This is a genomic window from Mycobacterium sp. DL592 (assembly GCF_011694515.1).
GTDB lineage: Bacteria > Actinomycetota > Actinomycetes > Mycobacteriales > Mycobacteriaceae > Mycobacterium.
The window spans coordinates 3698734-3721119 of sequence record NZ_CP050192.1 but is presented as its reverse complement, the minus strand read 5'-3'; the positions used below and the strand labels follow the sequence as shown (position 1 = coordinate 3721119).

The 22386-nt window shown below is 66.4% G+C and carries 21 protein-coding genes and 1 tRNA gene; 10 read left to right on the top strand and 12 right to left on the bottom strand.

The window, feature by feature from the left end; translation table 11 throughout:
* Window positions 1–47 precede the first annotated feature (47 nt).
* Entirely contained in the window at window positions 48–299 is a 252-nt protein-coding gene (locus HBE64_RS17880) for a mycoredoxin (protein ID WP_167105029.1), read from the bottom strand.
* A 92-nt stretch (window positions 300–391) separates the two neighbouring features.
* On the opposite strand from HBE64_RS17880, the gene HBE64_RS17875 reads away from it, so the two are divergent.
* On the top strand, window positions 392–2491 hold the full coding sequence (locus tag HBE64_RS17875) for an ATP-dependent DNA helicase UvrD2 (protein ID WP_167105026.1): 2100 nt from the start codon (window positions 392–394) through the stop codon (window positions 2489–2491).
* A gap of 1 nt (window position 2492) precedes the next feature.
* On the opposite strand, the gene HBE64_RS17870 is transcribed toward HBE64_RS17875, so the two are convergent.
* Window positions 2493–3899, bottom strand: a complete 1407-nt coding sequence (locus HBE64_RS17870; RefSeq protein WP_167109382.1) for a DUF1254 domain-containing protein — start codon at window positions 3897–3899, stop codon at window positions 2493–2495.
* Between the two features lie 91 nt (window positions 3900–3990).
* Complete coding sequence (tpx, locus tag HBE64_RS17865; RefSeq protein ID WP_167105023.1) at window positions 3991–4485, bottom strand: thiol peroxidase; 495 nt, start codon at window positions 4483–4485, stop codon at window positions 3991–3993.
* Between the two features lie 161 nt (window positions 4486–4646).
* On the opposite strand from tpx, the gene HBE64_RS17860 reads away from it, so the two are divergent.
* Together HBE64_RS17860 and HBE64_RS17855 are read left to right on the top strand one after the other, a co-directional pair.
* Entirely contained in the window at window positions 4647–4802 is a 156-nt protein-coding gene (locus HBE64_RS17860) for a hypothetical protein (RefSeq protein WP_167105020.1), read from the top strand.
* 127 nt (window positions 4803–4929) lie between these two features.
* Window positions 4930–5199 carry a WhiB family transcriptional regulator gene (locus tag HBE64_RS17855; protein ID WP_167105017.1) on the top strand — a complete coding sequence of 90 codons (270 nt, stop codon included), beginning with the start codon at window positions 4930–4932 and terminating at the stop codon, window positions 5197–5199.
* Window positions 5200–5242: 43 nt separating this feature from the next.
* Here HBE64_RS17855 and HBE64_RS17850 read toward each other — a convergent pair whose 3' ends face one another.
* The 3 genes from HBE64_RS17850 to HBE64_RS17840 are packed head-to-tail and all read right to left on the bottom strand — an operon-like array spanning window position 5243 to window position 8867.
* Complete coding sequence (locus HBE64_RS17850) at window positions 5243–6592, bottom strand: AarF/ABC1/UbiB kinase family protein (RefSeq protein ID WP_167109380.1); 1350 nt, start codon at window positions 6590–6592, stop codon at window positions 5243–5245.
* Window position 6593: 1 nt separating this feature from the next.
* The gene (locus tag HBE64_RS17845; RefSeq protein WP_208300502.1) at window positions 6594–7436 is read right to left on the bottom strand and encodes a TOMM precursor leader peptide-binding protein; all 843 of its coding nucleotides are present in this window, start codon (window positions 7434–7436) and stop codon (window positions 6594–6596) included.
* 36 nt (window positions 7437–7472) lie between these two features.
* The gene (locus tag HBE64_RS17840) at window positions 7473–8867 is read right to left on the bottom strand and encodes a zinc-dependent metalloprotease (protein ID WP_167105014.1); all 1395 of its coding nucleotides are present in this window, start codon (window positions 8865–8867) and stop codon (window positions 7473–7475) included.
* Between the two features lie 81 nt (window positions 8868–8948).
* On the opposite strand from HBE64_RS17840, the gene HBE64_RS17835 reads away from it, so the two are divergent.
* The 3 genes from HBE64_RS17835 to HBE64_RS17825 all read left to right on the top strand — a co-directional run bounded on the left by HBE64_RS17835 (window position 8949) and on the right by HBE64_RS17825 (window position 14001).
* A complete protein-coding gene (locus HBE64_RS17835; protein ID WP_167105011.1) occupies window positions 8949–9971 on the top strand; it encodes a PDZ domain-containing protein in 1023 nt (340 codons plus the stop codon).
* 103 nt (window positions 9972–10074) lie between these two features.
* The gene (locus HBE64_RS17830; RefSeq protein WP_167105008.1) at window positions 10075–13083 is read left to right on the top strand and encodes a UPF0182 family protein; all 3009 of its coding nucleotides are present in this window, start codon (window positions 10075–10077) and stop codon (window positions 13081–13083) included.
* A 6-nt stretch (window positions 13084–13089) separates the two neighbouring features.
* The gene (locus HBE64_RS17825; protein ID WP_167105005.1) at window positions 13090–14001 is read left to right on the top strand and encodes a ribonuclease Z; all 912 of its coding nucleotides are present in this window, start codon (window positions 13090–13092) and stop codon (window positions 13999–14001) included.
* On the opposite strand, the gene HBE64_RS17820 is transcribed toward HBE64_RS17825, so the two are convergent.
* Complete coding sequence (locus tag HBE64_RS17820) at window positions 13998–14645, bottom strand: hypothetical protein (RefSeq protein ID WP_167105002.1); 648 nt, start codon at window positions 14643–14645, stop codon at window positions 13998–14000. The two genes, HBE64_RS17825 and HBE64_RS17820, sit on opposite strands and share 4 nt — an antisense overlap.
* 115 nt (window positions 14646–14760) lie before the next feature.
* Between HBE64_RS17820 and HBE64_RS17815 the strand changes: the two genes are divergently transcribed.
* A tRNA-Met gene (locus HBE64_RS17815) sits at window positions 14761–14834 on the top strand.
* A 345-nt stretch (window positions 14835–15179) separates the two neighbouring features.
* Here the strand turns inward: HBE64_RS17815 and HBE64_RS17810 are convergent.
* The 3 genes from HBE64_RS17810 to HBE64_RS17800 form a co-directional block, all read right to left on the bottom strand.
* Window positions 15180–16007, bottom strand: coding sequence for a class I SAM-dependent methyltransferase (locus tag HBE64_RS17810; RefSeq protein ID WP_167104999.1), 828 nt, complete (start codon window positions 16005–16007; stop codon window positions 15180–15182).
* Complete coding sequence (locus HBE64_RS17805) at window positions 16007–16927, bottom strand: NmrA family NAD(P)-binding protein (protein WP_167104996.1); 921 nt, start codon at window positions 16925–16927, stop codon at window positions 16007–16009. The genes HBE64_RS17810 and HBE64_RS17805 overlap by 1 nt, the downstream gene beginning before the upstream one ends.
* Window positions 16928–17047: 120 nt before the next feature.
* Window positions 17048–17506: a helix-turn-helix domain-containing protein gene (locus HBE64_RS17800; protein WP_167104993.1), complete on the bottom strand. Its 459-nt coding sequence runs from the start codon at window positions 17504–17506 to the stop codon at window positions 17048–17050.
* Window positions 17507–17570: 64 nt separating this feature from the next.
* Between HBE64_RS17800 and HBE64_RS17795 the strand changes: the two genes are divergently transcribed.
* Window positions 17571–17939: an antibiotic biosynthesis monooxygenase gene (locus tag HBE64_RS17795; protein ID WP_167104990.1), complete on the top strand. Its 369-nt coding sequence runs from the start codon at window positions 17571–17573 to the stop codon at window positions 17937–17939.
* A gap of 532 nt (window positions 17940–18471) precedes the next feature.
* On the opposite strand, the gene HBE64_RS17790 is transcribed toward HBE64_RS17795, so the two are convergent.
* Entirely contained in the window at window positions 18472–18831 is a 360-nt protein-coding gene (locus HBE64_RS17790; RefSeq protein WP_167104987.1) for a hypothetical protein, read from the bottom strand.
* A gap of 331 nt (window positions 18832–19162) precedes the next feature.
* On the bottom strand, window positions 19163–19555 hold the full coding sequence (locus HBE64_RS17785) for a hypothetical protein (protein WP_167104984.1): 393 nt from the start codon (window positions 19553–19555) through the stop codon (window positions 19163–19165).
* Window positions 19556–20143: 588 nt separating this feature from the next.
* Between HBE64_RS17785 and HBE64_RS17780 the strand changes: the two genes are divergently transcribed.
* On the top strand, window positions 20144–20473 hold the full coding sequence (locus HBE64_RS17780) for a WXG100 family type VII secretion target (protein ID WP_167104981.1): 330 nt from the start codon (window positions 20144–20146) through the stop codon (window positions 20471–20473).
* Between the two features lie 6 nt (window positions 20474–20479).
* Entirely contained in the window at window positions 20480–22288 is a 1809-nt protein-coding gene (locus HBE64_RS17775) for an alpha/beta hydrolase (protein ID WP_243841370.1), read from the top strand.
* The last annotated feature ends 98 nt before the right edge of the window (window positions 22289–22386 follow it).

Genomic DNA, 22386 nt, shown 5'->3' with positions numbered 1-22386 from the left:
CGAAAGAGCGGGAAAGCTGCGCCATTTCGTCGATCTCGGCGCGACGGCTAGGACGCCAGTTTGGCCTGAACCTCTTTGAGGCTCGGGTTGGTCAGCGCGCTGCCATCGGCGAACTTCACCGTCGGCACGGTCTGGTTGCCGCCGTTGACCGACATGACGAACTTGGCGGCATCCGGATCGACCTCGATGTCGACTTCCGTGTAGGGGATTCCCGCTGATTTCAGCGCGGTCTTGAGGCGGCGGCAGTAGCCGCACCACCCTGTGGTGTACATCGTGAGCTGGGAATCGCTGGCACTCATAAGTGCATCAACCTAGCCGAGCCGCCCGCTATGCCCGCAACCGGCGCGGCGCTCACCGGGAAATGTCACCGTCCCCTGACAAGATGGACGCCATGCCGGTGACCACAGACCATCTGACCGGCCTTGACGAGGAACAGCGCGAAGCCGTGCTGGCCGCGCGTGGGCCGCTCTGCGTGCTGGCCGGCGCGGGTACCGGCAAGACCCGCACCATCACCCACCGCATCGGGCATCTGGTGGCCAACGGTCACGTCGCGGCCGGGCAGGTGCTGGCGGTGACGTTCACCTCCCGCGCGGCGGGGGAGATGCGGGCGCGGCTGCGGGCGATGGACGCTATAGCCGGTTCGGGCGCCTCGGTGGCGGCGGTGCAGGCGCTGACGTTTCACGCCGCGGCCCGTCGTCAGCTGCATTACTTCTGGCCGCGGGTCGTCGGCGATACCGGCTGGCAGCTGCTGGACTCCAAGTTCGCCGTCGTCGCCCAGGCCGCCAACCGATCCAAGCTTCAGGTCAGCACCGACGACGTCCGCGACCTTGCCGGTGAAATCGAGTGGGCCAAGGCCAGTTTGATCAGCCCGGAGGGTTATGTCGCCGAGGTCGCCCGCAACGGCCGTGACGTTCCACTCGACGCCGAGAAAGTCGCAGCGGTCTACGCCGCCTACGAGAAGCTCAAAGCCAACCGCGACGGCATCGCCCTGCTGGACTTCGACGACCTGCTGCTGCACACCGCAGGCGCCATCGAGAACGATCCGGCGGTCGCCGAGGAGTTCCGCGACCGTTACCGCTGTTTCGTGGTCGACGAGTACCAGGACGTCACCCCGTTGCAGCAGCGGGTGCTGTCGGCGTGGCTGGGCAATCGCGACGACCTGACCGTCGTCGGCGATGCCAACCAGACCATCTACTCGTTCACCGGGGCGTCCCCGCGCTACCTGCTCGAATTCTCCCGGCGCTTCCCCGAGGCCACCGTGGTGCGCCTGGAACGTGACTACCGCTCCACCCCGCAGGTGGTGTCGTTGGCCAACCGGGTGATCGCCGCCGCCCGCGGCCGGATGGCCGGCAGCAAGCTGCACCTGGTCGGCCAGCGCGACCCGGGCCCGTCGCCGACCTTCCACGAACATCCCGACGAGGTTGCCGAGGCCGCCGCGGTGGCGCGCTCCATCAAGACCCTTATCGAATCCGGAACTCCCGCAGCCGAAATCGCGGTGCTCTACCGCATCAACGCCCAGTCCGAGGTGTACGAGGAGGCGCTGACGGCGGCCGGCGTCCCGTACCAGGTGCGCGGCGGTGAGGGGTTCTTCAGCCGCCAGGAGATCCGGCAGTCGCTGGTGGCGTTGCAGCGCGCGGCCGACCGCGATCCCCAGGGTCCGGTCCCGGAGATCGTGCGTGCGGTTCTCGAGCCGCTGGGGCTGACCGACGAAGCCCCGCAGGGCACCAAAGCCCGCGAACGCTGGGAAGCGCTGACCGCGCTGGCCGCCCTCGTCGACGACGAAGTCGCCGCCCGCCCCCAGTTGGACCTGCCCGCGCTGATGTCGGAGTTGCGGCTGCGGGCCGACGCCCGCCACCCACCCACGGTGCAGGGCGTCACCCTGGCGTCGCTGCACGCCGCCAAGGGTTTGGAGTGGGACGCGGTGTATCTCGTCGGCCTGGCCGACGGCACCCTGCCGATCTCGCATGCGCTGGCGCACGGCCCCGACAGCGAGGCGGTCGAAGAGGAGCGGCGGCTACTTTACGTCGGAATCACCAGGGCGCGAACACATTTGCAACTCAGCTGGGCGCTGGCCCGCACCCCGGGGGGCCGGCAGGGCCGTCGTCCGTCGCGGTTCCTCAACGGCATCGCGCCGCAGACCCAAGCCGAACCCACCCCGAACAAGCCGCGCAGGCAGCGCGGCGCCACACCCCGCTGCCGGGTCTGCAATGCGGTGCTCAGTACGCCGCCGGCAATCATGTTGCGGCGCTGCGAAACCTGCTCGGTCGACATCGACGACGAGCTGCTCGGCCAGCTCAAGGACTGGCGATCACGCACGGCAAAGGAGCTGAAAGTCCCTGCCTACGTGGTGTTCACCGACAACACGCTGATCGCCATCGCGGAGTCACTACCGGCTGACGACGCAGCACTGGTCGCCATTCCCGGCATCGGGGCGCGCAAGCTCGAACAGTTCGGGCACGACGTGCTCGAGCTGGTGCGCGCCCGCCAATAGCTCAGGCCTTCAACAGTTTTGGTGGCTGCCAGGTGCCGTTGAGGGCGTCGGGCTTCGGCCAGTACAGCCGCATGAAGACGGTGAACGGTCCCGGCGGGGCGGGCAGCCAGTTGGCTTCCCGTTCCGGTCCCGGTGAGGCGTTCTGGATGTAGATCGTCAGGCTGCCGTCAGGGTTCTTGACCAGGTTGGGCAGCATCGGCGAGTTGATCAGATACCGGTTGATCGGGTTCTCCACCAGAAGGCTTTCCGGCATCTTGTACATCGTCACCGACCAGAACGCGTTGACCGGCGGCAGCTGGCCGGCCGGGAAGGTGAGCGTGTAGTTGTTGGCTCCGGTCAGCGGCTGCCCGTCGGCGTCGGTGCTGAAGTTGGGGTACATCGCCTCGGCCTTGGAGTTGCCGAAGATGCCGAGCACCGCACCGGCCATCCGGTAGAGGTAGTTGCCCTTCAGTTCGTCCTTGGTGCCGAACAGGTCGCCCGAGGTGACTTGCCCGGTGACCAGCTTGTCGGTCTTGAAGGTGTTGAACTCCGCCCAGGCGTCGGCGATGCCGTCGGTGATCGCCTTTTGCATGTCGGGGCTGAGTTTGTCGACGTTGAATGTGCCGTCGGAGCCGATGCCGATGGTGGCGAACCGGTCGCGCGCCTCTTTGTCCGACGGCAGCACCGGGGCGTGACGCAGTGCGAAGTTCATCAGCTCGAAGAACTTCGGGGAGGTCTTCTGCTCGTCGGGGCTCAGCGGCACCGGGAAGTCGACGGGCGGGGCAGCCGGTGGGGCCGGCTGGTTGAGGAAGGCCGACAGCGGCTGCGCGGTGTACCCGGCCTGGATGTTCTTGACGTTCTCCAGATCGTCCGGGCCGAACAGCTGGGTGCGGTAGATGGCCAGCGCGAAGTCGGTGTCGGCCTGGATGACCGCGGTGATGCCCTCGGGCTTCTCGCCCTTCCAGCCCGGCCCGGCCAGCAGGTACTTGCCGCCGCTGTTGCCGGTGGTGCGGCTGCCGACGTAGGCGAAGTTGTAGGTGTAGCCGTCGACAAACTGCACCGAGAAGTAGCGGTCCTGCTCGATCGGCGGGATGGTCAATACCAGCGGCTCGGTGCGCAGGTCGGCGCCGAGCATCGAGTACGGGGTGTCGGAGTTGGGCGTCTGAACCGCGGTGTCGGCCGGGGTGTAGACGCGGGCGATGCTGTGCACCTGGTTCCAGTCGCCCTTGTACTCCGGGCTGTGGGAGTCGACGAAGTAGGAGTACTGGATCCGGTAGCTGTCGACCATCGGGAAGCCGTAGATGTAGGCCTCTTTGGCGATGGCGCGGGCCTGCTCAGGAGTCACGGCACCCTCGGCCTTCGTCGAGGTGGGCGGTGACGAGCTCGCCGTCGTCGTGGGTTTGTTCGCGCCGGAACAGCCACCGGTCATGGCGATGAGCAGGACGGCTGCGAGAACGGCGCGCGACTTCACCGCACAAGGATGCGTTATGCGCATCCCTGTGCGGTGTATTTCGCAGCGGTCAGCTCAGCGCGGCGAGTGCGGCGTCGTAGTTCGGCTCCTGGCCGATCTCGGGCACCAGCTCGGTGTAGGTGACGGTGCCGTCGGCGCCGACGACCACGACGGCGCGGCCGAGCAGGCCTGCCATCGGCCCGTCGACGATGGTGACGCCGTAGTCCTCACCGAAGCTGCTGCGGAATGCCGACGCCGAGACGACGTTCTCGATGCCTTCGGCACCGCAGAACCGCTTGAGGGCGAACGGCAGGTCCTTGGAGACGTTGACCACTGGCACGCCGGTGGCGGCGGCGCGCTCGTTGAAGGTCCGCACGCTGGTGGCGCACACCGGGGTGTCGACCGACGGGAAGATGTTGAGCACCACGGCCTTGCCGCTGTACTGCCCGGTCTCGACGTTGCCGAGGTCGGTTCCGGTCAGGGTGAACTCGGGAGCGGCGGCGCCGACGGCGGGCAGCTCTCCAACGGTGTTGATCGGGTTTCCACGCAGGGTTATCTGTGCCATGACCATAAGTTTGTCAGCCTCGCCTAACCGCCTGATGCGCGGGTGACCTGATCGCAAAAGCCCTGGTCAAAAAATCGCTTGTGGCTAAATCGTCTAAGCTCTACCCTCGAAACAGCAACCTGCGTGTGCCAACACGACGCACTTGAGAGGAGGGTCCGACGATGAACATCTACACCGCTGACTTAGGCGTAGCCGGCATGACGCATCGTCTGTGGACCTCCCACGCTATTGCGGCGGCTCATGCCGCCGCTGCCCAGCGCAAGCGTCGCGCCAACGCCGCCCCGACCATCGCGTCCGTGGACAGGAGCTTCATCTAGGAAAGCTCCCAGACACAGCCACTGGCCACGGACCCGAAGTCAAAGGATCCGTGGCCATAGTTTTTCCCACACTTCCCTGGCCGGGATCCGAAGAAGAGATAGACGACCAGGAAGCAGGTGAACGGACATGTCGGCACTGACAGTCCGAAAGGAAAAACTGCCGGTGTTGCCGTGCCACGTCGGGGACCCCGACCTGTGGTTCGCTGAGAGCCCCGTGGAATTGGAGCGCGCCAAGGTGCTCTGCGGGGATTGCCCGATCCGGCGGCAGTGTCTTGCCGCAGCACTGGATCGCGGTGAGCCATGGGGTGTTTGGGGTGGCGAGATTGTCGAGCGGGGCACGATCGTGGCCCGCAAGCGTCCCCGCGGGCGTCCACGTAAGGACGTGATCGCGGCCTAGGCAGCCGTCGGCTGACCCGGACCCGCCGCTGTGCGGGTTCGGGTCAGTCGAAGCCGGGGACCAGCTGCTCGGTGAGCGACTTGGTCGGCACGTGCGCGTCGAGCTGGGCCGAGATGGCGGTGATCGAGGCGATTACCCGCAGCGGAATCGCAAGCTTGGCAGGCAGATCCATCGCCCGCGCGGTCTTGATCTGCTCGGCCGAAACCGACATGTTGGCGGCGGCCATCTTCTGCAGCCACTTGCGGGTGTAGTGGAAGACCTCGACTTCCATCGGCTCGACGTACTGGCGCAGCATGTCGTCGATCTCCTTGGCCGACACCTGTTCACCCTTCTGGATGAAGCCGACCTTCTCCATCGTGGGCAGCAGCTCGTCGTAGTTCTTGTCGCGCGCCAGGCGGATGATCTGTCCCAGTTCGATGGGAAGACCGTCGGGTAGCGGGGCCACCGCACCGAAGTCGATGACCGCCATCTTGCCGTCGTCGCGCAGCATGAAGTTGCCGGGGTGGGCGTCGCCGTGCATCATCCCGACCCGGGCCGGTGCGCCCAGGGTTAGCTCGAGAAGCCTTGTGCCACAAAGGTCTCGCTGATCGACGGTGCCCGAGCGGATGATCTGCGACATCGGCACACCCTCGACCCATTCGGTGATCATCACCTTCGGGGCACTGGCCACCACGTGCGGGATGATGAAGTGCGGGTCGTTGTGGTAGGCCTTGGCGAACGCCCGCTGGTTCTCGGCCTCGAGCCGGTAGTCCAACTCCATCTCGGTGCGTTCGATCAGTTCGTCGACCACACCCTGCACGTCGGCGCCGGGGGAGAGCTGCTTGAACACGCTGACCATGCGCTGCATGGTCTTGAGGTCCGCGCGCAGGGCCTCGTCGGCGCCCGGGTACTGGATCTTGACGGCCACGTCGCGGCCGTCGTGCCACACCGCCCGGTGCACCTGGCCGATGCTGGCCGACGCGATCTGCTCGTCGTCGAAGGAGCTGAACCGCTCGCGCCACTTGGTGCCGAGCTGCCCGTCGAGCACTCGGTGCACCTTGGCTGCCGGCAGCGGCGGTGCGTCTTTCTGAAGTTTGGTCAGCGCTTCGCGGTAGGGCTCCCCGAACTCCTCGGGAATGGCGGCCTCCATGACCGACAGCGCCTGGCCGACCTTCATCGCGCCGCCCTTGAGCTCGCCGAGGACGGTGAACAGCTGATTGGCGGCCTTCTCCATCAGCTCGGCGTTGACCTCGTCCTTGGACTTGCCGGTCAGCCGCTTTCCGAAGCCCAGCGCGGCCCGTCCCGCAAAGCCGACCGGGATGCTGGCCAACTTGGCGTTACGGGCGGCGCGGCCGCGCTTGATGTCTGCCACCCCACCATCATCCCCGACGGCGCCATGCTGGCAACCACCGATGTCAGCATTGGCAGCGCGGATGCCGTGACCAGCGACGAGCTGAGATCGTGTTCTTACGCACGTCGACTTCGATGGTGGTGTTGAGTGTGGCCGGTGGTTCGCCGGCGGCTTCGGTGCCGCGCACGGCGGTGATAATCCGCTGCAGTTGGGCCAGTGCCACAGCAACGGTGGCCAGCACAGTCGGGTGATCGGCGGTTCCGGTCACATCCCGCAACTGCGCGGCCAACGCGGGCCAGGCGGCGTCGCGGTCGGCGCGGTGCAGGTCGGCGCACGCCAGGCAGCTGGTGACGCCCGGGATCACCAGCGGGCCGATCAGGCCGGCCCCGTCGCGGACCCGAACCGGCAGGTGCGGCACCCCGACGGCGTGCAGGTCGCGCACCACGCGCGGGTCGGCGACCAGGTAGTCGGCGAGCACCACCATGTCCGCGCCGGCGGCCGAGACGACGGCGTTGGCGTGGCTGCTGTGCGCCACCCGCGCCCCTGAGCAGCGCAGCGCGTCGAGGAGAAGTTCCGACAGCGGCCCGCAGCCGTGCACCCGGATCGACAATGCGCGGGGCGCGGCCCGGCCGGTCCGGTGGCGCAGCACCCCGGCGCTCACCAGGGCGTCGAGCAGGTCATCGAGGGCGCCGGGGTCGTGCAGTCCGTGCCGGCCGGCCAGGTGTTGCAGCGCCGCCAGGTTCAGTGGCACCTGCAGGCCGCGCAGCAGGGCCGCCAGCTCGGCCGAACTCACCCCGTCGGGCGGGCGGACCAGAACCGCGCGCCGCGGATCCCAGCCCACCTGCACTGCGCCGTCGGGTCGCAGCAGTACCGGCATCGCCGGGTCTAGCGCATAGAGCCGGCCCATCCGGCGAGGATGGCACCCCAAGGGTGCCTGCCGGGATCAGCTATCCACAGGCCCGTCGTCGTCGTGGGCCTTCTGGTCTTCGGCCCGTCTGTCGGCCTCCTCGGCCTCCGTTGCCTTCTGGAATTCCTCGATCGCCGCGTCGATGTCGAGGTTCGCGGTGTCACCGCCGATGACGCGGTCGATGAACCCGGCAGGCTCGTCGAGGTCCTCGGCACGGGGCAGCAGATCCGGATGCTGCCACACCGCGTCGCGGGCGTCGATGCCGGCGGCCTGGGTGAGGCGCTCCCACAGTTCGGCGGCCTCACGCATCTTGCGGGGCCGCAGTTCCAGCCCGACCAGGGTGGCGAAGGTCTGCTCGGCGGGCCCGGCGGTGGCCCGGCGCCGGCGCAGCATCTCCGAGAGCGCCGCGGTGCCGGGGATGCGGTCGCCGAGGGCATCGCTCACCACGGTCTGCACCCAGCCCTCGACCAGGGCCAGCAGCGTCTCGAGGCGTTCCAGGGCCGCGGTCTGCTCAGGGGTGGCCTTCGGCTCGAACATGCCCTGGCTGAGCAGCTGCTCCATGGCGGCGGGGTCGGTCAGCGCGGCCGGGTTGAAACCCTGGGCCAGCTCCTCGATGCCGGTCATGTCGATCTTCATGCCCTTGGCGTAGGACTCGACTGCGTTGAGCAGCTGGCTCGACAGCCACGGCACATGGATGAACAAGCGGTGGTGGGCTGCCTCGCGGGCCGCCAGGAACGTCATGACCTCGCTGCGCGGCTGCTCAAGTCCTTCGGAGAGGGTCTCGATGGCCTCGGGCAGCAGTGCGGCCACACCCTTGGGGCCCAGCGGCAGGCCGATGTCGGTGGACGTCAGCACCTCACGGGACAGCTTGCCCAGCGCCTGGCCCAGCTGCGAGCCGAACGCCATACCGCCCATCTGGCTCATCATCGCCATCAGCGGGCCGGCGATCGCCTTGGCTTCCTCGGGCAGCGCTGACACCCATACCGACGAAATCTGTTCTGCCATCGGGTCGCACAGCCGCTTCCAGGTGTCCAGGGTGTTGTCCACCCAGTCGCTGGGCGTCCAGGCAACGGTCCGGGTGGCGCCGGCGGGCAATGCCGTGGCGCCGTCGAGCCAGGTGTCGGCGAGGTGGACGGCGTCGGCGATCGCCGAGGCGGTGCCCTCCTGGATCGGGGCGACGAACCCGATCGAGCTCGACGCCAACTGGCGGGCCAGGTCGTAGTTGATCGGGCCGCCGGATCCGCCGGTCATGGCGCCGCCTGCGCCGCTGAACATCTGGCCCAGGCGGGTGAAGATCTGGCCGAGGTCGGACGGGTTGAAGTCGCCGCCGCCGAACCCGAACGGGTCGTTGCCGGCGGAGTCGCGGTCCTTCTTCGGCTTGTCCCGGTCGGGGTCGTCGCCAGCGGAGAAGCCGAAGGGCAGGTCAGCCATACATCAACCGTACTCACCCGCCATGTTGAGTGGGTAACCGGCGATCACGCTGTCAGTGAACCGGCCCGTACTCTTGGCGGCGTGAACAGGCGGATTCTGACGCTGGTGGCTGCGCTCGTGCCGATCGTCGTCTTCGGCGTGCTGCTGGCGGTGGTGACGGTGCCCTACGTGTCGCTGGGGCCAGGCCCGACGTTCGACACCCTCGGTGAGGTCGACGGCAAGCCGGTGGTCGACATCGAGGGCACCACGACGCACCCGACGTCGGGGCATCTGAACATGACGACGGTGGCTCAGCGCGATGGCCTGACGCTCGGGCAGGCGCTGACGCTGTGGGTGTCCGGACGCGAACAGCTGGTGCCGCGTGATCTGGTGTTCCCACCGAACAAGTCCCGCGAGGACGTGGAGAAGTCGCAGAACGCCGACTTCAAGCAGTCGGAATTCAGCGCCGAGTATGCCGCCCTGGGGTACCTGAAGTACCCCGAGGCGGTGCGGGTCGAGAAGGTCAACGATCCCGGCCCGTCGGCGGGCAAGCTTCAGATCGGTGACGCCATCGACGCCGTCGACGGCACCAAGGTCGCCAACGTCGCAGAGTTCACGGCACTGCTCAAGGCCACCAAGCCCGGCCAGGAGATCGTCCTGGACTACCGCCGCAAGAACGCCCCACCGGGGTCGGCGAAGGTCACCCTGGGTAAGAACGAGGACCGCGACTACGGCTACCTGGGGGTGGCCGTGCTCGACGCACCATGGGCGCCGTTCAGCATCGACTTCAACCTGGCCAATATCGGCGGGCCGTCGGCGGGCCTGATGTTCAGCCTGGCCGTCGTCGACAAGCTGACCACCGGCGACATCAACGGCGCGAAGTTCGTCGCCGGTACCGGAACCATCAGCGAGGACGGCAAGGTGGGCCCGATCGGCGGCATCACCCACAAGATGATGGCCGCCCAAGAGGCCGGCGCGACGGTGTTTCTGGTGCCTGCCGAGAACTGCGACGAAGCCCGCTCGCTTCGCGACGACTCGATGGAGCTGGTAAAGGTCGACACCCTCAGCGGGGCGGTCGATTCGTTGCACACCCTGACCTCGGGCGGCCGTCCGCCCACCTGCTGAGGATCGCGGTAAACCGGTTGCTCCGCGGTGATGCGTAGAGTTGGGTCCGTACTTCTCCCGACAGCGGGTGACCGCTGCCCGAGACGAAACAGGAGCCTGACAGGTGAGTATGCGGCCCGCTGCCAGGATGCCGAAGCTGACTCGGCGTAGCCGGATCCTCATCGGTGTCGCCCTCGCGGTGGTCGTCCTGCTGCTGGTGGGTCCCCGCCTGATCGACACCTATGTGGATTGGTTGTGGTTCGGCGAGCTGGGCTACCGCTCGGTGTTCACCACCGTCCTGGTGACCCGGCTGGTGGTGTTCCTGGCGGCCGGCCTGCTCGTCGGCGCCATCGTGTTCGCCGGGCTGGCGCTGGCCTACCGGACCCGGCCGGTGTTCGTGCCGACCGTCGGCCCCAACGACCCGGTGGCGCGGTATCGCACCGCGGTGATGGCTCGGCTGAAGCTGTTCGGTATCGGCGCGCCCGCGGTGATCGGTCTGCTGGCCGGCATCGTGGCGCAGAGCTACTGGCCGCGGATTCAGCTGTTCCTGCACGGCGGCGACTTCGGGGTCACCGATCCGCAGTTCGGCAAGGACCTCGGGTTCTACGCCTTCGATCTGCCGTTCTACCGGCTGGTGCTGTCGTTCCTGTTCGCCGCGGTGTTCCTGGCGTTCCTGGCCAATCTGATCAGCCACTACATCTTCGGCGGCATCCGACTGGCCGGCCGCACCGGTGTGCTGAGCCGCCCGGCGCGTATCCAGCTGGTGGCGTTGGTGGGTGTGCTGGTGCTGCTCAAGGCCGTCGCCTACTGGTTCGACCGCTACGAGCTACTCAGCCACACCCGGGTGGGCAAGCCGTTCACCGGTGCGGGCTACACCGATATCAACGCGGTGCTGCCGGCCAAGCTGATCCTGATGGCGATCGCGTTGATCTGCGCGGCGGCGGTGTTCTCGGCGCTGTTCCTGCGCGACTTGCGTATTCCGGCGATCGGTCTGGTGCTGCTGCTGCTGAGCTCGCTGATCGTGGGCGCGGGCTGGCCGATGATCGTCGAGCAGATCAGCGTCAAACCCAATGCGGCGCAGAAGGAAAGCGAATACATCAGCCGCAGTATCACCGCGACCAGGCAGGCCTACGGGTTGACCAAGGATTCGGTCACCTACCGCGACTACAGCGGGAACGCGCCGGCCACCGCCCAGCAGGTGGCCTCGGATCGGGCCACCACGTCGAACATCCGGGTGCTGGATCCCACGATCATCAGCCCGGCGTTCACCCAGTTCCAGCAGGGCAAGAACTTCTACTACTTCCCCGATCAGCTCTCGATTGACCGCTATGTGGGTCCCGACGGTGGCTTGCGCGACTTCGTGGTCGCCGCACGGGAACTCAACCCCGACCGGTTGATCGACAACCAGCGCGACTGGATCAACCGGCACACCGTCTACACCCACGGCAACGGCTTCATCGCTTCCCCGGCCAACACCGTGCGCGGAATTGCCAACGACCCCAACCAGAATGGCGGGTACCCGGAATTCCTGGCCAGTGTTGTCGGGGCCAACGGCAGCGTGATCTCGCCGGGGCCGGCACCGCTGGACCAGCCGCGTATCTACTTCGGCCCGGTGATCGCCAACACCGCCAACGACTACGCGATCGTCGGCAAGAACGGCGCCGACCGCGAGTACGACTACGAGACCAACACCGAAACCAAGAACTACACCTACTCGGGCACCGGTGGTGTCCCGGTGGGCAACTGGCTGGCCCGTTCGGTGTTCGCAGCCAAGTTCGCCGAGCGGAACTTCTTGTTCTCCAACGTGATCGGGGAGAACAGCAAGATCCTGTTCAACCGTGATCCCGCCCAACGGGTGGAGGCGGTGGCGCCGTGGCTGACCACCGACTCGACGGTGTACCCGGCGATCGTCAACAAGCGGATGGTGTGGATCGTCGACGGCTACACCACGCTGGACAACTACCCGTACTCGGAGTTGACGTCGCTGTCCTCGGCGACCGCGGATTCCAACGAGGTGGCGCTGAACCGGCTGGCCCCGGATAAGCAGGTGTCCTACATCCGTAACTCGGTGAAGGCCACTGTCGATGCCTACGACGGCACCGTCACCCTGTACGCGCAGGACGAGTCCGACCCGGTTCTCAAGGCGTGGATGAGCGTCTTCCCCGGCACGATCAAACCGAAGAGCGACATCAGTCCGGATCTGGCGGCGCATCTGCGCTACCCCGAAGATCTGTTCAAGGTGCAGCGCATGCTGCTGGCCAAGTACCACGTCGACGACCCGGTGACGTTCTTCTCCACCTCGGATTTCTGGGACGTGCCGCTGGACCCGAACCCGACGGCCAGCAGTTACCAGCCGCCGTACTACATCGTGGCCAAAGACCTTGCCCGCAATGACAATTCGGCGTCGTTCCAGTTGACGAGCGCGATGAACCGGTTCCGCCGGGACTTCCTGGCCGCCTATATCAGCGCGAGTTCCGATCCCGACACCTACGGCAAGATCACGGTGCTGACCATTCCCGGTCAGGTCAACGGTCCGAAGCTGGCGTTCAACGCGATCAGTACCGACACCGCGGTCAGCCAGGACCTGGGTGTCATCGGCCGGGACAACCAGAACCGGATCCGGTGGGGCAACCTGCTCACGTTGCCGGTGGGGCAGGGCGGCCTGATCTATGTGGCACCGGTGTATGCCTCGCCGGGAGCCAGTGACGCGGCGTCGTCGTATCCACGGTTGATCCGGGTGGCGATGATGTACAACGACAAGGTCGGTTACGGGCCGACGGTCAGTACTGCGCTCGACGGGATCTTCGGGGCCGGTGCGGGCGCCACGGCGACGGGTCCGGCTCCGGCCACTGGCCCCGGCGTCGCCCCTGCGCCGGGCGCCAAGCCCGCTGACACGCCCGCAGGCGTACCGCCGCCGGGTGCGGCGCCGGAGGTGCCCACCCCGATCGCCGCGGTGCCTGCGGTGCCCGGTGGGCCGACGGCGCTCTCGCCGGCAAAGTCGGCTGCGCTCAAGGACATCGAAGCGGCGCTGACAGCGGTGCGCGATGCCCAGCAGGGCGGCAACTTCGCCGACTACGGCTCGGCGCTGCAGCGGCTCAACGATGCGATGAATGCGTACGACTCAGCCAAGTAGTCCCGGGTGCGGGAACTAGTCGTACTGGGTACCGCCAGCCAGGTGCCGACCCGGTATCGCAACCACAACGGCTACCTGCTGCGGTGGGACGGCGAGGGTTTCCTCTTCGATCCGGGGGAGGGCACCCAGCGGCAGATGCTGTTCGCCGGGGTGGCGCCCAGCAGCGTGACACGGTTGTGCCTCACGCACTTTCACGGCGATCACTGTCTGGGTGTGCCGGGAGTGCTGCAGCGCCTGTCACTGGATCGCACTGACCGTCCTGTTACCGCGCACTACCCGCACTCTGGGCAGGTGTACTTCGAGCGGCTTCGGCACGCCTCGGCGTTCCACGACGTCGTCGACGTCCACGAGGAACCAGTCCGCGGCCCCGGGCCCGTCGCGGTGGGTGCGTTCGGCGTCCTGGAAGCGCTGCCGCTGGACCATTCGATCGAGGTCTACGGCTACCGCCTCGTGGAGCCGGACGGACGACGGTTCCTTCCGGAAGCCCTGGCCGCCTTCGGAATTGACGGTCCTGCGGTCGGGGAGCTGGACCGGAGCGGGTCGGTCCGGGTGGGGGAGCGGGTCGTGTCGGCCGACGAGGTCAGTCAGGTCAGGCGGGGCCAGCGCTTCGCGTTCGTGATGGACACCCGGCTGTGCGACAACGTGTACGCCCTGGCTGACGGGGTCGACCTGCTGGTCATCGAAGCGACCTTTCTCGACGAAGATGAGTGCCTGGCAAGCGAATACGGCCATCTGACCGCCCGGCAGGCCGCTCGGGTGGCGCGCGAATGCGGGGTGCACAGGCTGGTGTTGACGCACTTCTCGCAGCGCTATCCCGATGCTGGCGAGCGGTATCGCGAGGAGGCCGCTCGCGAGTTCACCGGGGACACGGTGGTGGCCGAGGACCTCATGCGGGTGGCGGTGCCCAAGCGGCGTTAGCGCGCTGCCTGGCCGACGCGTAACGCGATGTCCTGCTTCTGCCCGACGTTGGTCACTAGGGCATTTGAGGCGGGTTGGCCTGGTAGGCCGTCGAATTCGATGCGTGCCAGCGCGGTGCCTTCGGTGAACAGCAGGACGGTCACCGACTTGGTGCCGTCCGGGGAGGTGCCCGACACCACGGTGCCCCCGCTGCCCACCGGGGAGGGCTGCGGTTGGCCGCCGGTCAGCGTTTTCGGCAGGTTCGCTTGTGCTTCCTGGAGCGCGGACGGTGCGGCGGCCGGATCGGGGAGTTCCGCGATGAGGATGTTGACGGCCTTCGTCTGGTCCTGGTTGACGAGCAGCACTTCGGCACCGGTCTTGGGGTCCTGATTCGGGCCCGTCGGCTGGGCGGTGTAGGTGTCCTCGGCCGAGGAGATGTCCCGGCCTTCGAGGAGCAGGCGCGAGTAGTCCTGAGGCTGCGCACGGGCCGTCGTCGGCGTGCTGGTGGCCTTAGTGGTGGTTGAGGGGGCCGCAGGTGCCGGAGCGGTGGCGGAGCTGGACGCGGTGCCCGGAACGCCGACCTGGTTGTCGCAGGCGGTCGCGCTCAGAGCCATCACGAGGGTCAATGCTGCGGTTACGGTACGGGGCGCTGAAATCTTGGTCATGTCTGTATTGAGACTGTCCGGTATCGCGGCAGGATTCAAACCGTGCAGATCAGGAGCCTCTGAGCACCCGATTTGGTTGCATTGGCTGCCGTTGGGTAACGTTGTGTTTACCCGTCGCGGGGTGGAGCAGCTCGGTAGCTCGCTGGGCTCATAACCCAGAGGTCGCAGGTTCGAATCCTGTCCCCGCTACTAATCGAAACGGCCCCCGGAGATTTCTCCGGGGGCCGTTTTCGTGGGTCATGGGAACGCTTTAGGGCATTCGCAAAGCTAGCTATCTTTCCGTAGGGCCAAAGGGGCAACACGCCCTAAACCGGCGCTTGGGGCCGTGCCCGACGTGTTGCTCAGGCGGTCAGTTCGACTGCGCCGTCGCCGAGCCGGTTGTCGCTGCAGCCCTCATGCCGGCTGGCGCCGACCGCGGCGCGCACGTCCTCAAGCGCGGTCGCCCGCCACCTGTCCGTCCGGCCTCCTCCGCACCTCAGCTGGCGCGTCTCCGGCTCACCGACATCCCTCCGGATTACGTCGCACGGGCGTCGCCTACGTCGGTAGTCGCGACCAGGCGGTGAGCAGTGGCGGCATCATCATGATCGCGTCGACGGCCGCCAACTCGTCGCGCCACGTCGGCAGCAGGGTTTCGACATCGGCCAGTTCGTCGGTGACCAGGCCAAGCCGGGTGGCGACCGGCAGCATCAGGCGCCAGACCTCGACCGCGTAGGCGAGGACGTCGGTGTCGTTCGCACCACCGACCGGTGCACCCGAGGTGAGCCGAGGTGCGGGTAGGCCCGCGCGTCGGAATAGGCTGTGCAGCTTGGTTCCGAAGGCGGGATCGAGGCCGACGGCCCGAAAACAGGCGACGATCCCGTCGGTCACGCCCGCGAACTCGGGCAGGGTCGGTATGGAGCGCGCGGCAGTGATGTCGTTCTCGCTGAATGCAATCAGACCGCCGGGACGTACCAGCGCGGCGAGTTGACGCAGCGTCGCGACCGGCTCGGGAAGATGCATCAAGATGAGCCGGCCGATGACCGCGTCGACCGGCTCGTCGAGGGTGAGCTCGGCGATGGTCGCGGTCTGAAAGCTGACCGTGGGCAGTTCACGTTCGGCGGCGCGGGCGCGCGCGAACTCGATGACGTCGCCGTCGGCATCGACGCCGAGCACGCTGCCGGTGGGACCGACGATGCGGGCAGCCAGGAAGGACACCTCCCCGGGTCCGCAGCCGACGTCGAGAACCCGCATACCCTCCCGCAACCCGGCCAATCGGAGTGCGTGCTCGGTGTGGTGGTTGTACAGCCGACCCTGCAGCAGCAGCCGTTGCAGCTCGACGTCGGCATGGCCCAGGACATAGGTGCTCGCGCCTGGAGTGGACATCACCGCGCCACCGCTTCTGCGAAGAGGCCTTCGTGGTCGGCGAGGAAATCGGTCAGCGACCGCGGGCGGCGTCCGGTGAACTGTTCGAAGGTGTCGCTGACGTGGTACAGCGCCTGGTATTCCGTTGGGCGAGTGCGAAGGTAGCGCCACAGGTGGCCGAGGTGCTCGACGGCGACGTCCGGAAGCCCGGCGGCAGACGCGACGCTGGCCCACTGTTCGTCGGTGGTCTCGACGTACTGCACCGGACGGCCGAGTGCGCCTGCGAAGGCGTCGGCGATCTCGCCGTTGGTGACGCTGCCCGCCATCAAGCGCAGCACCGTGCCGTTCGGCAGGGTGGGCCCGGTCAGCACTGCGGCGGCCACGCGCGCGACATCCTCTGCACCCACCATCGGGATCGCGGTCGTCGCCGGTCCCCATGGCACGGCGATGACCCCCCTCGCCAGGGTGGGCCCGACCAGGGCGCGCAGATTCTCGTAGAACACCGCGGCGTCGAGATGCACGGCGCCAATCAGCGCCCAGTCGAAGACTTGCTCGACGAGCCAGTGCCGGGTCTGGTGCGGTGTCGGGTGAGCGCCGTCGGGCTGCAGCCATTGAGAGAGATTCACGACCTGCTCGACGCCTGCGGAGCGGGCTGCTGCGGCGAACGTCGCGGCAGCCTGCAGCAGTCCGTCCTGGACGGGGTAGGCGAAGTAGGCGCGGTCGACGCCGTCCATGGCTGCGGTGACTGTGGGCAGATCGAGAAGGTCGCCTTGGACCACCTCGGCTCCCCACGCGCGCAACCGTTCCGAGCGGTCGTCGAGGTGGTGGACGAATGCGCGTACTGGTTCGCCGCGCTCGCGCAGTAGTCGGGTGACGTGTAAGCCCGTCGAGCCCTGGGTGCCGCCCGCGGCACCGGTGACGAGGATCGGAGCGTCGGTCATGAGATGTTTCCTTCGAGTCGATTGCGTTATGCAATCGACTCTGGCACAGTCAGTTGCATGACGCAATGGACACAACGAAATTTCTATGTGGGTCGCCGTCGCCGCCCACTCCCGCCCGAGTTAGGCGCTGGCGCTTCGGCCCGGGCCTGGCAGCAGCTCGACGTCCCCGGGGCCCAGGTTCGCGCCGCACTCGTCGCAGGTGAAGCCGGGGGTGAGCCGACCACCGCAACCGCGGTGCAGCGTCAACACCGGTGGGCCGTCGGGAGCGAAGTAGCGGTCTCCCCACATCAGCAACGACATCACCACCGGCCAGAGGTCGAGGCCTCGCTCGGTGAGCACGTACTCATACCGGTCCGGCCGGGACTGGTAGAGCCGGCGCTCCAGCACGCCGGCCTCGGTGAGCCGCGCCAGACGCTCACTAAGCACGTTGTGGGCGATGCCCAGCCGGGAGCGGAAGTCCTCGAACCGCCGCACTCCCTTCAGCGCATCCCGAACGATCAACAGCGTCCATCGCTCGCCGATCACCTCCAGACTGCGGGCGATCGAGCAGACCTGGCGCTCATAGGTGTTGGGCAGCATGCCATCCATACTAGATTGCTTCACGCAATTGAATGCGGGCCGGCGCTCGGGCATGGGGGTTGCGATGACGGCCACCACTGACCCCGATGGGCGGACTGCCTCGACTCCCGTTGCGCCGCATGCCGGCCCGGTCACGCTGATCAATTCGTTCGTCGTCACCGCCGACCGCGACGGGCCGTTCGAGGAAATTTGGCAACGTACCAGCAGCTACTTTCGGGCACAGCCGGGCTTCATCGGTCTGCGGCTGCACCGTGCGCTTTCGGGGGACGCCACGTACCGGTACGTCAACGTCGCGGTGTGGAACTCGGCCGCCGAATACCTGGCCGCGCACACCACTGCCGAGTGTCGCGCATTGTTCGCCGATCCGGCGTTGCGCGAATTCGCGTCCAGCCCTGCCCTATACGAGGTGATCGCGGAACATGATGCCTTCTAGGCCACCACGCACCGAACGCGGTGACCAACCCAACCGATCACCCGCGGACGATCTGTTGTGTACATCACTGCGCGCAATCTGGGCTACACCCGCCCCGTCATGGGGCGAGCACGCCAGGGGTACCTGCATAAATGGGACTTAACGGACCTAGCAAACTATTGAGACGACAGCTCATAACCCAGAGGTCGCAGGTTCGAATCCTGTCCCGCTACTAAACGAAACAGCCCTCGGAGATTTCTTTGGGGGTTGTTTTCGTGGGTAGAGTATCGCAGGACATCGGAATAGCTGCGGACCTACTTTAGGTCCGCGGTTTTTACGTTTGGGGCCTTTGGGAGCGCCGGTGGGTTGGTAGTCCCTGGTGGGGTCGATGGTGAAGTCGCGCCGTGGGTAGCGATTGCTCAGAATGGTTGCTTGAGGACTCGGGGTCGGCGCAGGCCAACTTATGCGAGGTTGCCTGCTCCCGCCCCACTGCACGAGGCGGCGAATAAATCGGCTGATGTTTAATTTTTTGGCGGGAAGGTCCCATGGCGCGCTACTGAGCGTGTGGGTCTTCGCTGTCGTGTGTTGGTGTATCGCCTGCTGGCGCTGATTCCGCATCCGACGAGGGCGTCTGAGGCTCCACCGGGTGCGGTTCCCTTGCAGGATTCTTCTGCACAAGTACGTTTAATGCTCGAGCGCGGGTAATTCTGGCCCTAAATCGCCAACCTTCGGTCTTGAACGGTGGGTCCACGTGCGGTTCATAAACCGCCTGTTGTTGTACGGTTTTTATACCTGTCCTGCCGCTGAACACTTTCTCAAAGATCGCCTTCGTCTGCCCAGCGGGATATACCTTGCTCTCGGGATTGCCGAACCTGTTGGCGAACAGGAACAACACCAACCCGCCGATCAGCATCACCCCTCCTCGGAGGAGTGTGTCCTTTTCAGCGGCGGGTAGCCATTGAACGTAGCGTCGTGCCACTTCCTCTCCCCAAAGCGCTAGGCCAATTAGTGTGATACCTGCCGAAACGGTTGCTAAGATCGACCCCTGGATCGCGATGACGGCTAACACTGGGTGCTGACCCATCAAGCACCTACCCGCGAGAAGTAGCATAAGTCCGATCGCGAATGCGCCTGCAAGGATATACAGTGGCCAGTAGTGCTGCTGGTGCGGGAGGAAATAGACGACTAACGCTCCACTGAGGCAGAATAGTAGGTATATACTCTTCCCTCCCGCGCTTTCCATACTATCGAGGGCATTCTATATATTTGCCGTTGTAGTCCCAGCAGTGTGGAGGATCGTGATGGCATCTGGTGATCATGTCATTGCTTGACCCGCGCGGACGCCTGTCGACTTCAGATGGCGCGCTGTTGGAATCCAGGTTGCATTTCGTATCAATACAAGCGAGGAGGATGGATGTCGTCAGGCCTATAAGTTCGAGAGATAGTGCAAGTTGGTTGTTGTTTACGTTTGCTCCGTCGCCGGAGTTTGCGAAATCCGACAGCCGGGCGCCGAGCACGCCGAGCGCCGGCAGGGCTTCGAGTACGATCCCGACAAGCTCGGGGTTTTCGACACTGACTGATAGGCCACCCTCGCCAATGAGCTGTCGCGCCTGAGCCGGCTCGGCACCTGTGGTCATGGTTTGGTCCTTCCGGAGTCTGGCGTACGGCTGAATGAAGCCGTAGACGCGCAGGTACGAGCGATCGCGAGGTAGTCGAACGGGCGGTATCTAGACCTTGGAGATTCCCCTGTTCGGGCATTTCACAGGACTCCGCACGAAATAAAGCTCTCTTTCGAGAACTGACAGGAGTTTCACAGCCCTGCGCTGCGTTGAATTTACTTCGCGTCAATCTAGATGGCGGTGAAGACGGCGGATGAGATCGATCTATTTACTTTCGCGAAGGATGTATCCATTCCAGTATCGGCAGAACTGAGCATGTCTCGTGTCGCTGGGAGATGGAACCCCCACGGCGACAGCTAAGGTCCCACACACGCGACTACTAGCTGATCTAAGTATTTAGAGCGGTCGAGTACTCATCCGCGGACTTGTTTAGGCGCGCTTCGACTACGGCATCTGCGGCCGATATGTGCCGTATTGATCCTCTCGCAAGAGGGGCTTTTCGCTGATGTCCGTAGCGCGTGGGTTCCGTCGTTCACCTCCGACCTAACTGGCGCCCCTCCGCACTTTGCTGGTATCCATAACCCAGCAGGTCTGGAGGGAGATGACATGTCGCTTCGGGTCAATATCGAACAGCTGGCCGCATCAGGAACCGCGGTGACCGGCCACGGCGAAGACGTAGCCACCACGCACGCGGCCGCAGCCAGCCGCATCGATGCCGCCCAGGCGGGCTGGCAGGGCGCTTCGGCCGCCGCGATGGCCCTCCTGTCGGAGCAGTGGGTGGCGACGACGACCGCACTCGTCACCCGGCTGGGCGACCACGCGCAGGCATTGCATGCCAGCGCCAACGGATTCGCCGACATGGAGCAGCGCAACAGCCAAGCCCTGCAACAGCCGGCGCACACCGCGAATGCCATCGCGAACCAGACCGCTATGTGAGCCGGTGTGACCCTGACCGTCCAAGACATCGAGCGCTGGAACGCCGGTGACGTGCGCGAGGTGTTCCACGCCGCCACCAGTCGCGCCCAAGCCGCCCAGGATGCCGCCGACGGTCTGGCAACGCTGCCGGCCTTCGAGACCTGGGGCGGGGAGGCGGCCGAGGCCGCCAAAGACGCGATCGGCCAAACCCGCAAGGATCTCGACGCCCACGGTCAGGAGGCGCTGGCCGTCGCCAACGCCGCCCGCAGCGCCGCCGACAACATCGAGCGCATCAAATCCGAGCTCACCACCCTCAAGGCGGACGCGGAATCCCTTGGGATGGAGATCGATCCGATTGCGGGCACGGTCCTGCCCGGGCCGAAGGTCCGCAATCCCATGGAAGCCGAACTCAAGCACGCCCAACTGCAGCCCCGGCTCGACGCGATTGTGGCGCAAGCCAATCTGGTCGACACGGCGCTGGCCAACGCCATCAACATGGCCGCCGGCGCGACGCCGATCCCGGCCTCCAGCCCACAGCCCGACCGCCCGCCACCGGATGACCCGAAGCAGTTCGCCGACTACTGGCAGAGCCTGTCCACGCAACAAAAGGACTACCTCTACAACCGCGACCACAACATCGGCAACCATCCGGGCATGCCGGCCGGTAACGACCTGTATCCGGGCGCCGACCACTACAACCGGCTCAACCTCGCCGACCAACTGCGCACCGCGCACGCCGCTCAGGCGCAGGCCGACGCACTCAAGGCACAGCACCCGCAGTGGGCCAGCGGACAGAACCCGCCCACCCCGCGCTCGGCAGGCAATTACGCCCGCGACCGCGAGCAGTATCAGGCCTGGAAGGCCCAGTACGACGACGCCCTGAACAGAGCCAGGTACCTACCCGACCTGCAACAAGTCGACAACGCAGTCGCCGGGCACCCCGAACGCAAGCTGATGTTGCTCGACACCGACAGCGGCCGCCAAGCCAGAGCCGCCATCGCGGTGGGGGACCCCGACAGCGCAGAGCACGTGTCCGTAACGGCCCCGGGACTCAACACCACCGTCCACGACGCGATCGGGGGGATGGCAGACGAAGCGTCCTACGCGCGCAACGAGGCCCAACAGCAACTCGACGCCGCGGGCCGCGGCAGCGAAGGCGTCGCCGCGATCGCCTGGATCGGCTACGACCCGCCGCAGGTCCCGGGCACCGACAACGTGGCCGCCTCGCTGCAGGGCGGCTGGGCGGTCAGCCACGACGACGTCGCCAAGGCGGGCGCCCACGATCTGTCCCGGTTCTACGACGGCATCACCGCCGCCCACCACGGCCCGCTCGACCTGACTGCCATCGGGCACTCCTACGGCTCACTCACCACCGGCCTTGCCCTCCAAGAACCCGGCGACCACGGTGTCGACAAGGCGTTGTTCTACGGGTCCCCGGGCATTGAGGCGACCACCCCCGCTCAGCTCGGCCTCACGCCAGGACACGTCTACACCATGGAGACACCCGATGACCCCATCCAGTGGGTGTACGACGGCCCGCCGATCGTCCATGGCGTGGCGCCCTTCCTGCCGCCGCCGTGGAACGCTCTCGCCGAATCCGGTCTTGTCACAGCTGATGTCACCGGCGCGGGCAACTTCGGGCCCAACCCCGCCACCAACCCGAACTTCACCCATCTGGAGACCGGTGCGGTGAGCGCCCTGGACGGGCGAGTGCTGCACGGTGCCAGCGGCCACAGCGACTACCCGCGCTGGGACGCCACCAGCAATCAGCTCTATACAACCGGCTACAACATCGCCGCGGTCATTGCCGGCACAACACCCATTCCGCAGAAGTGAGCACCCCACATATGACCCCGCCGCGACCATCTCGCCAGTCCCGCCGACTCGTCGCCCTCACCTGCGCGATGGCGATCACCCTAACGACCTCAGGATGT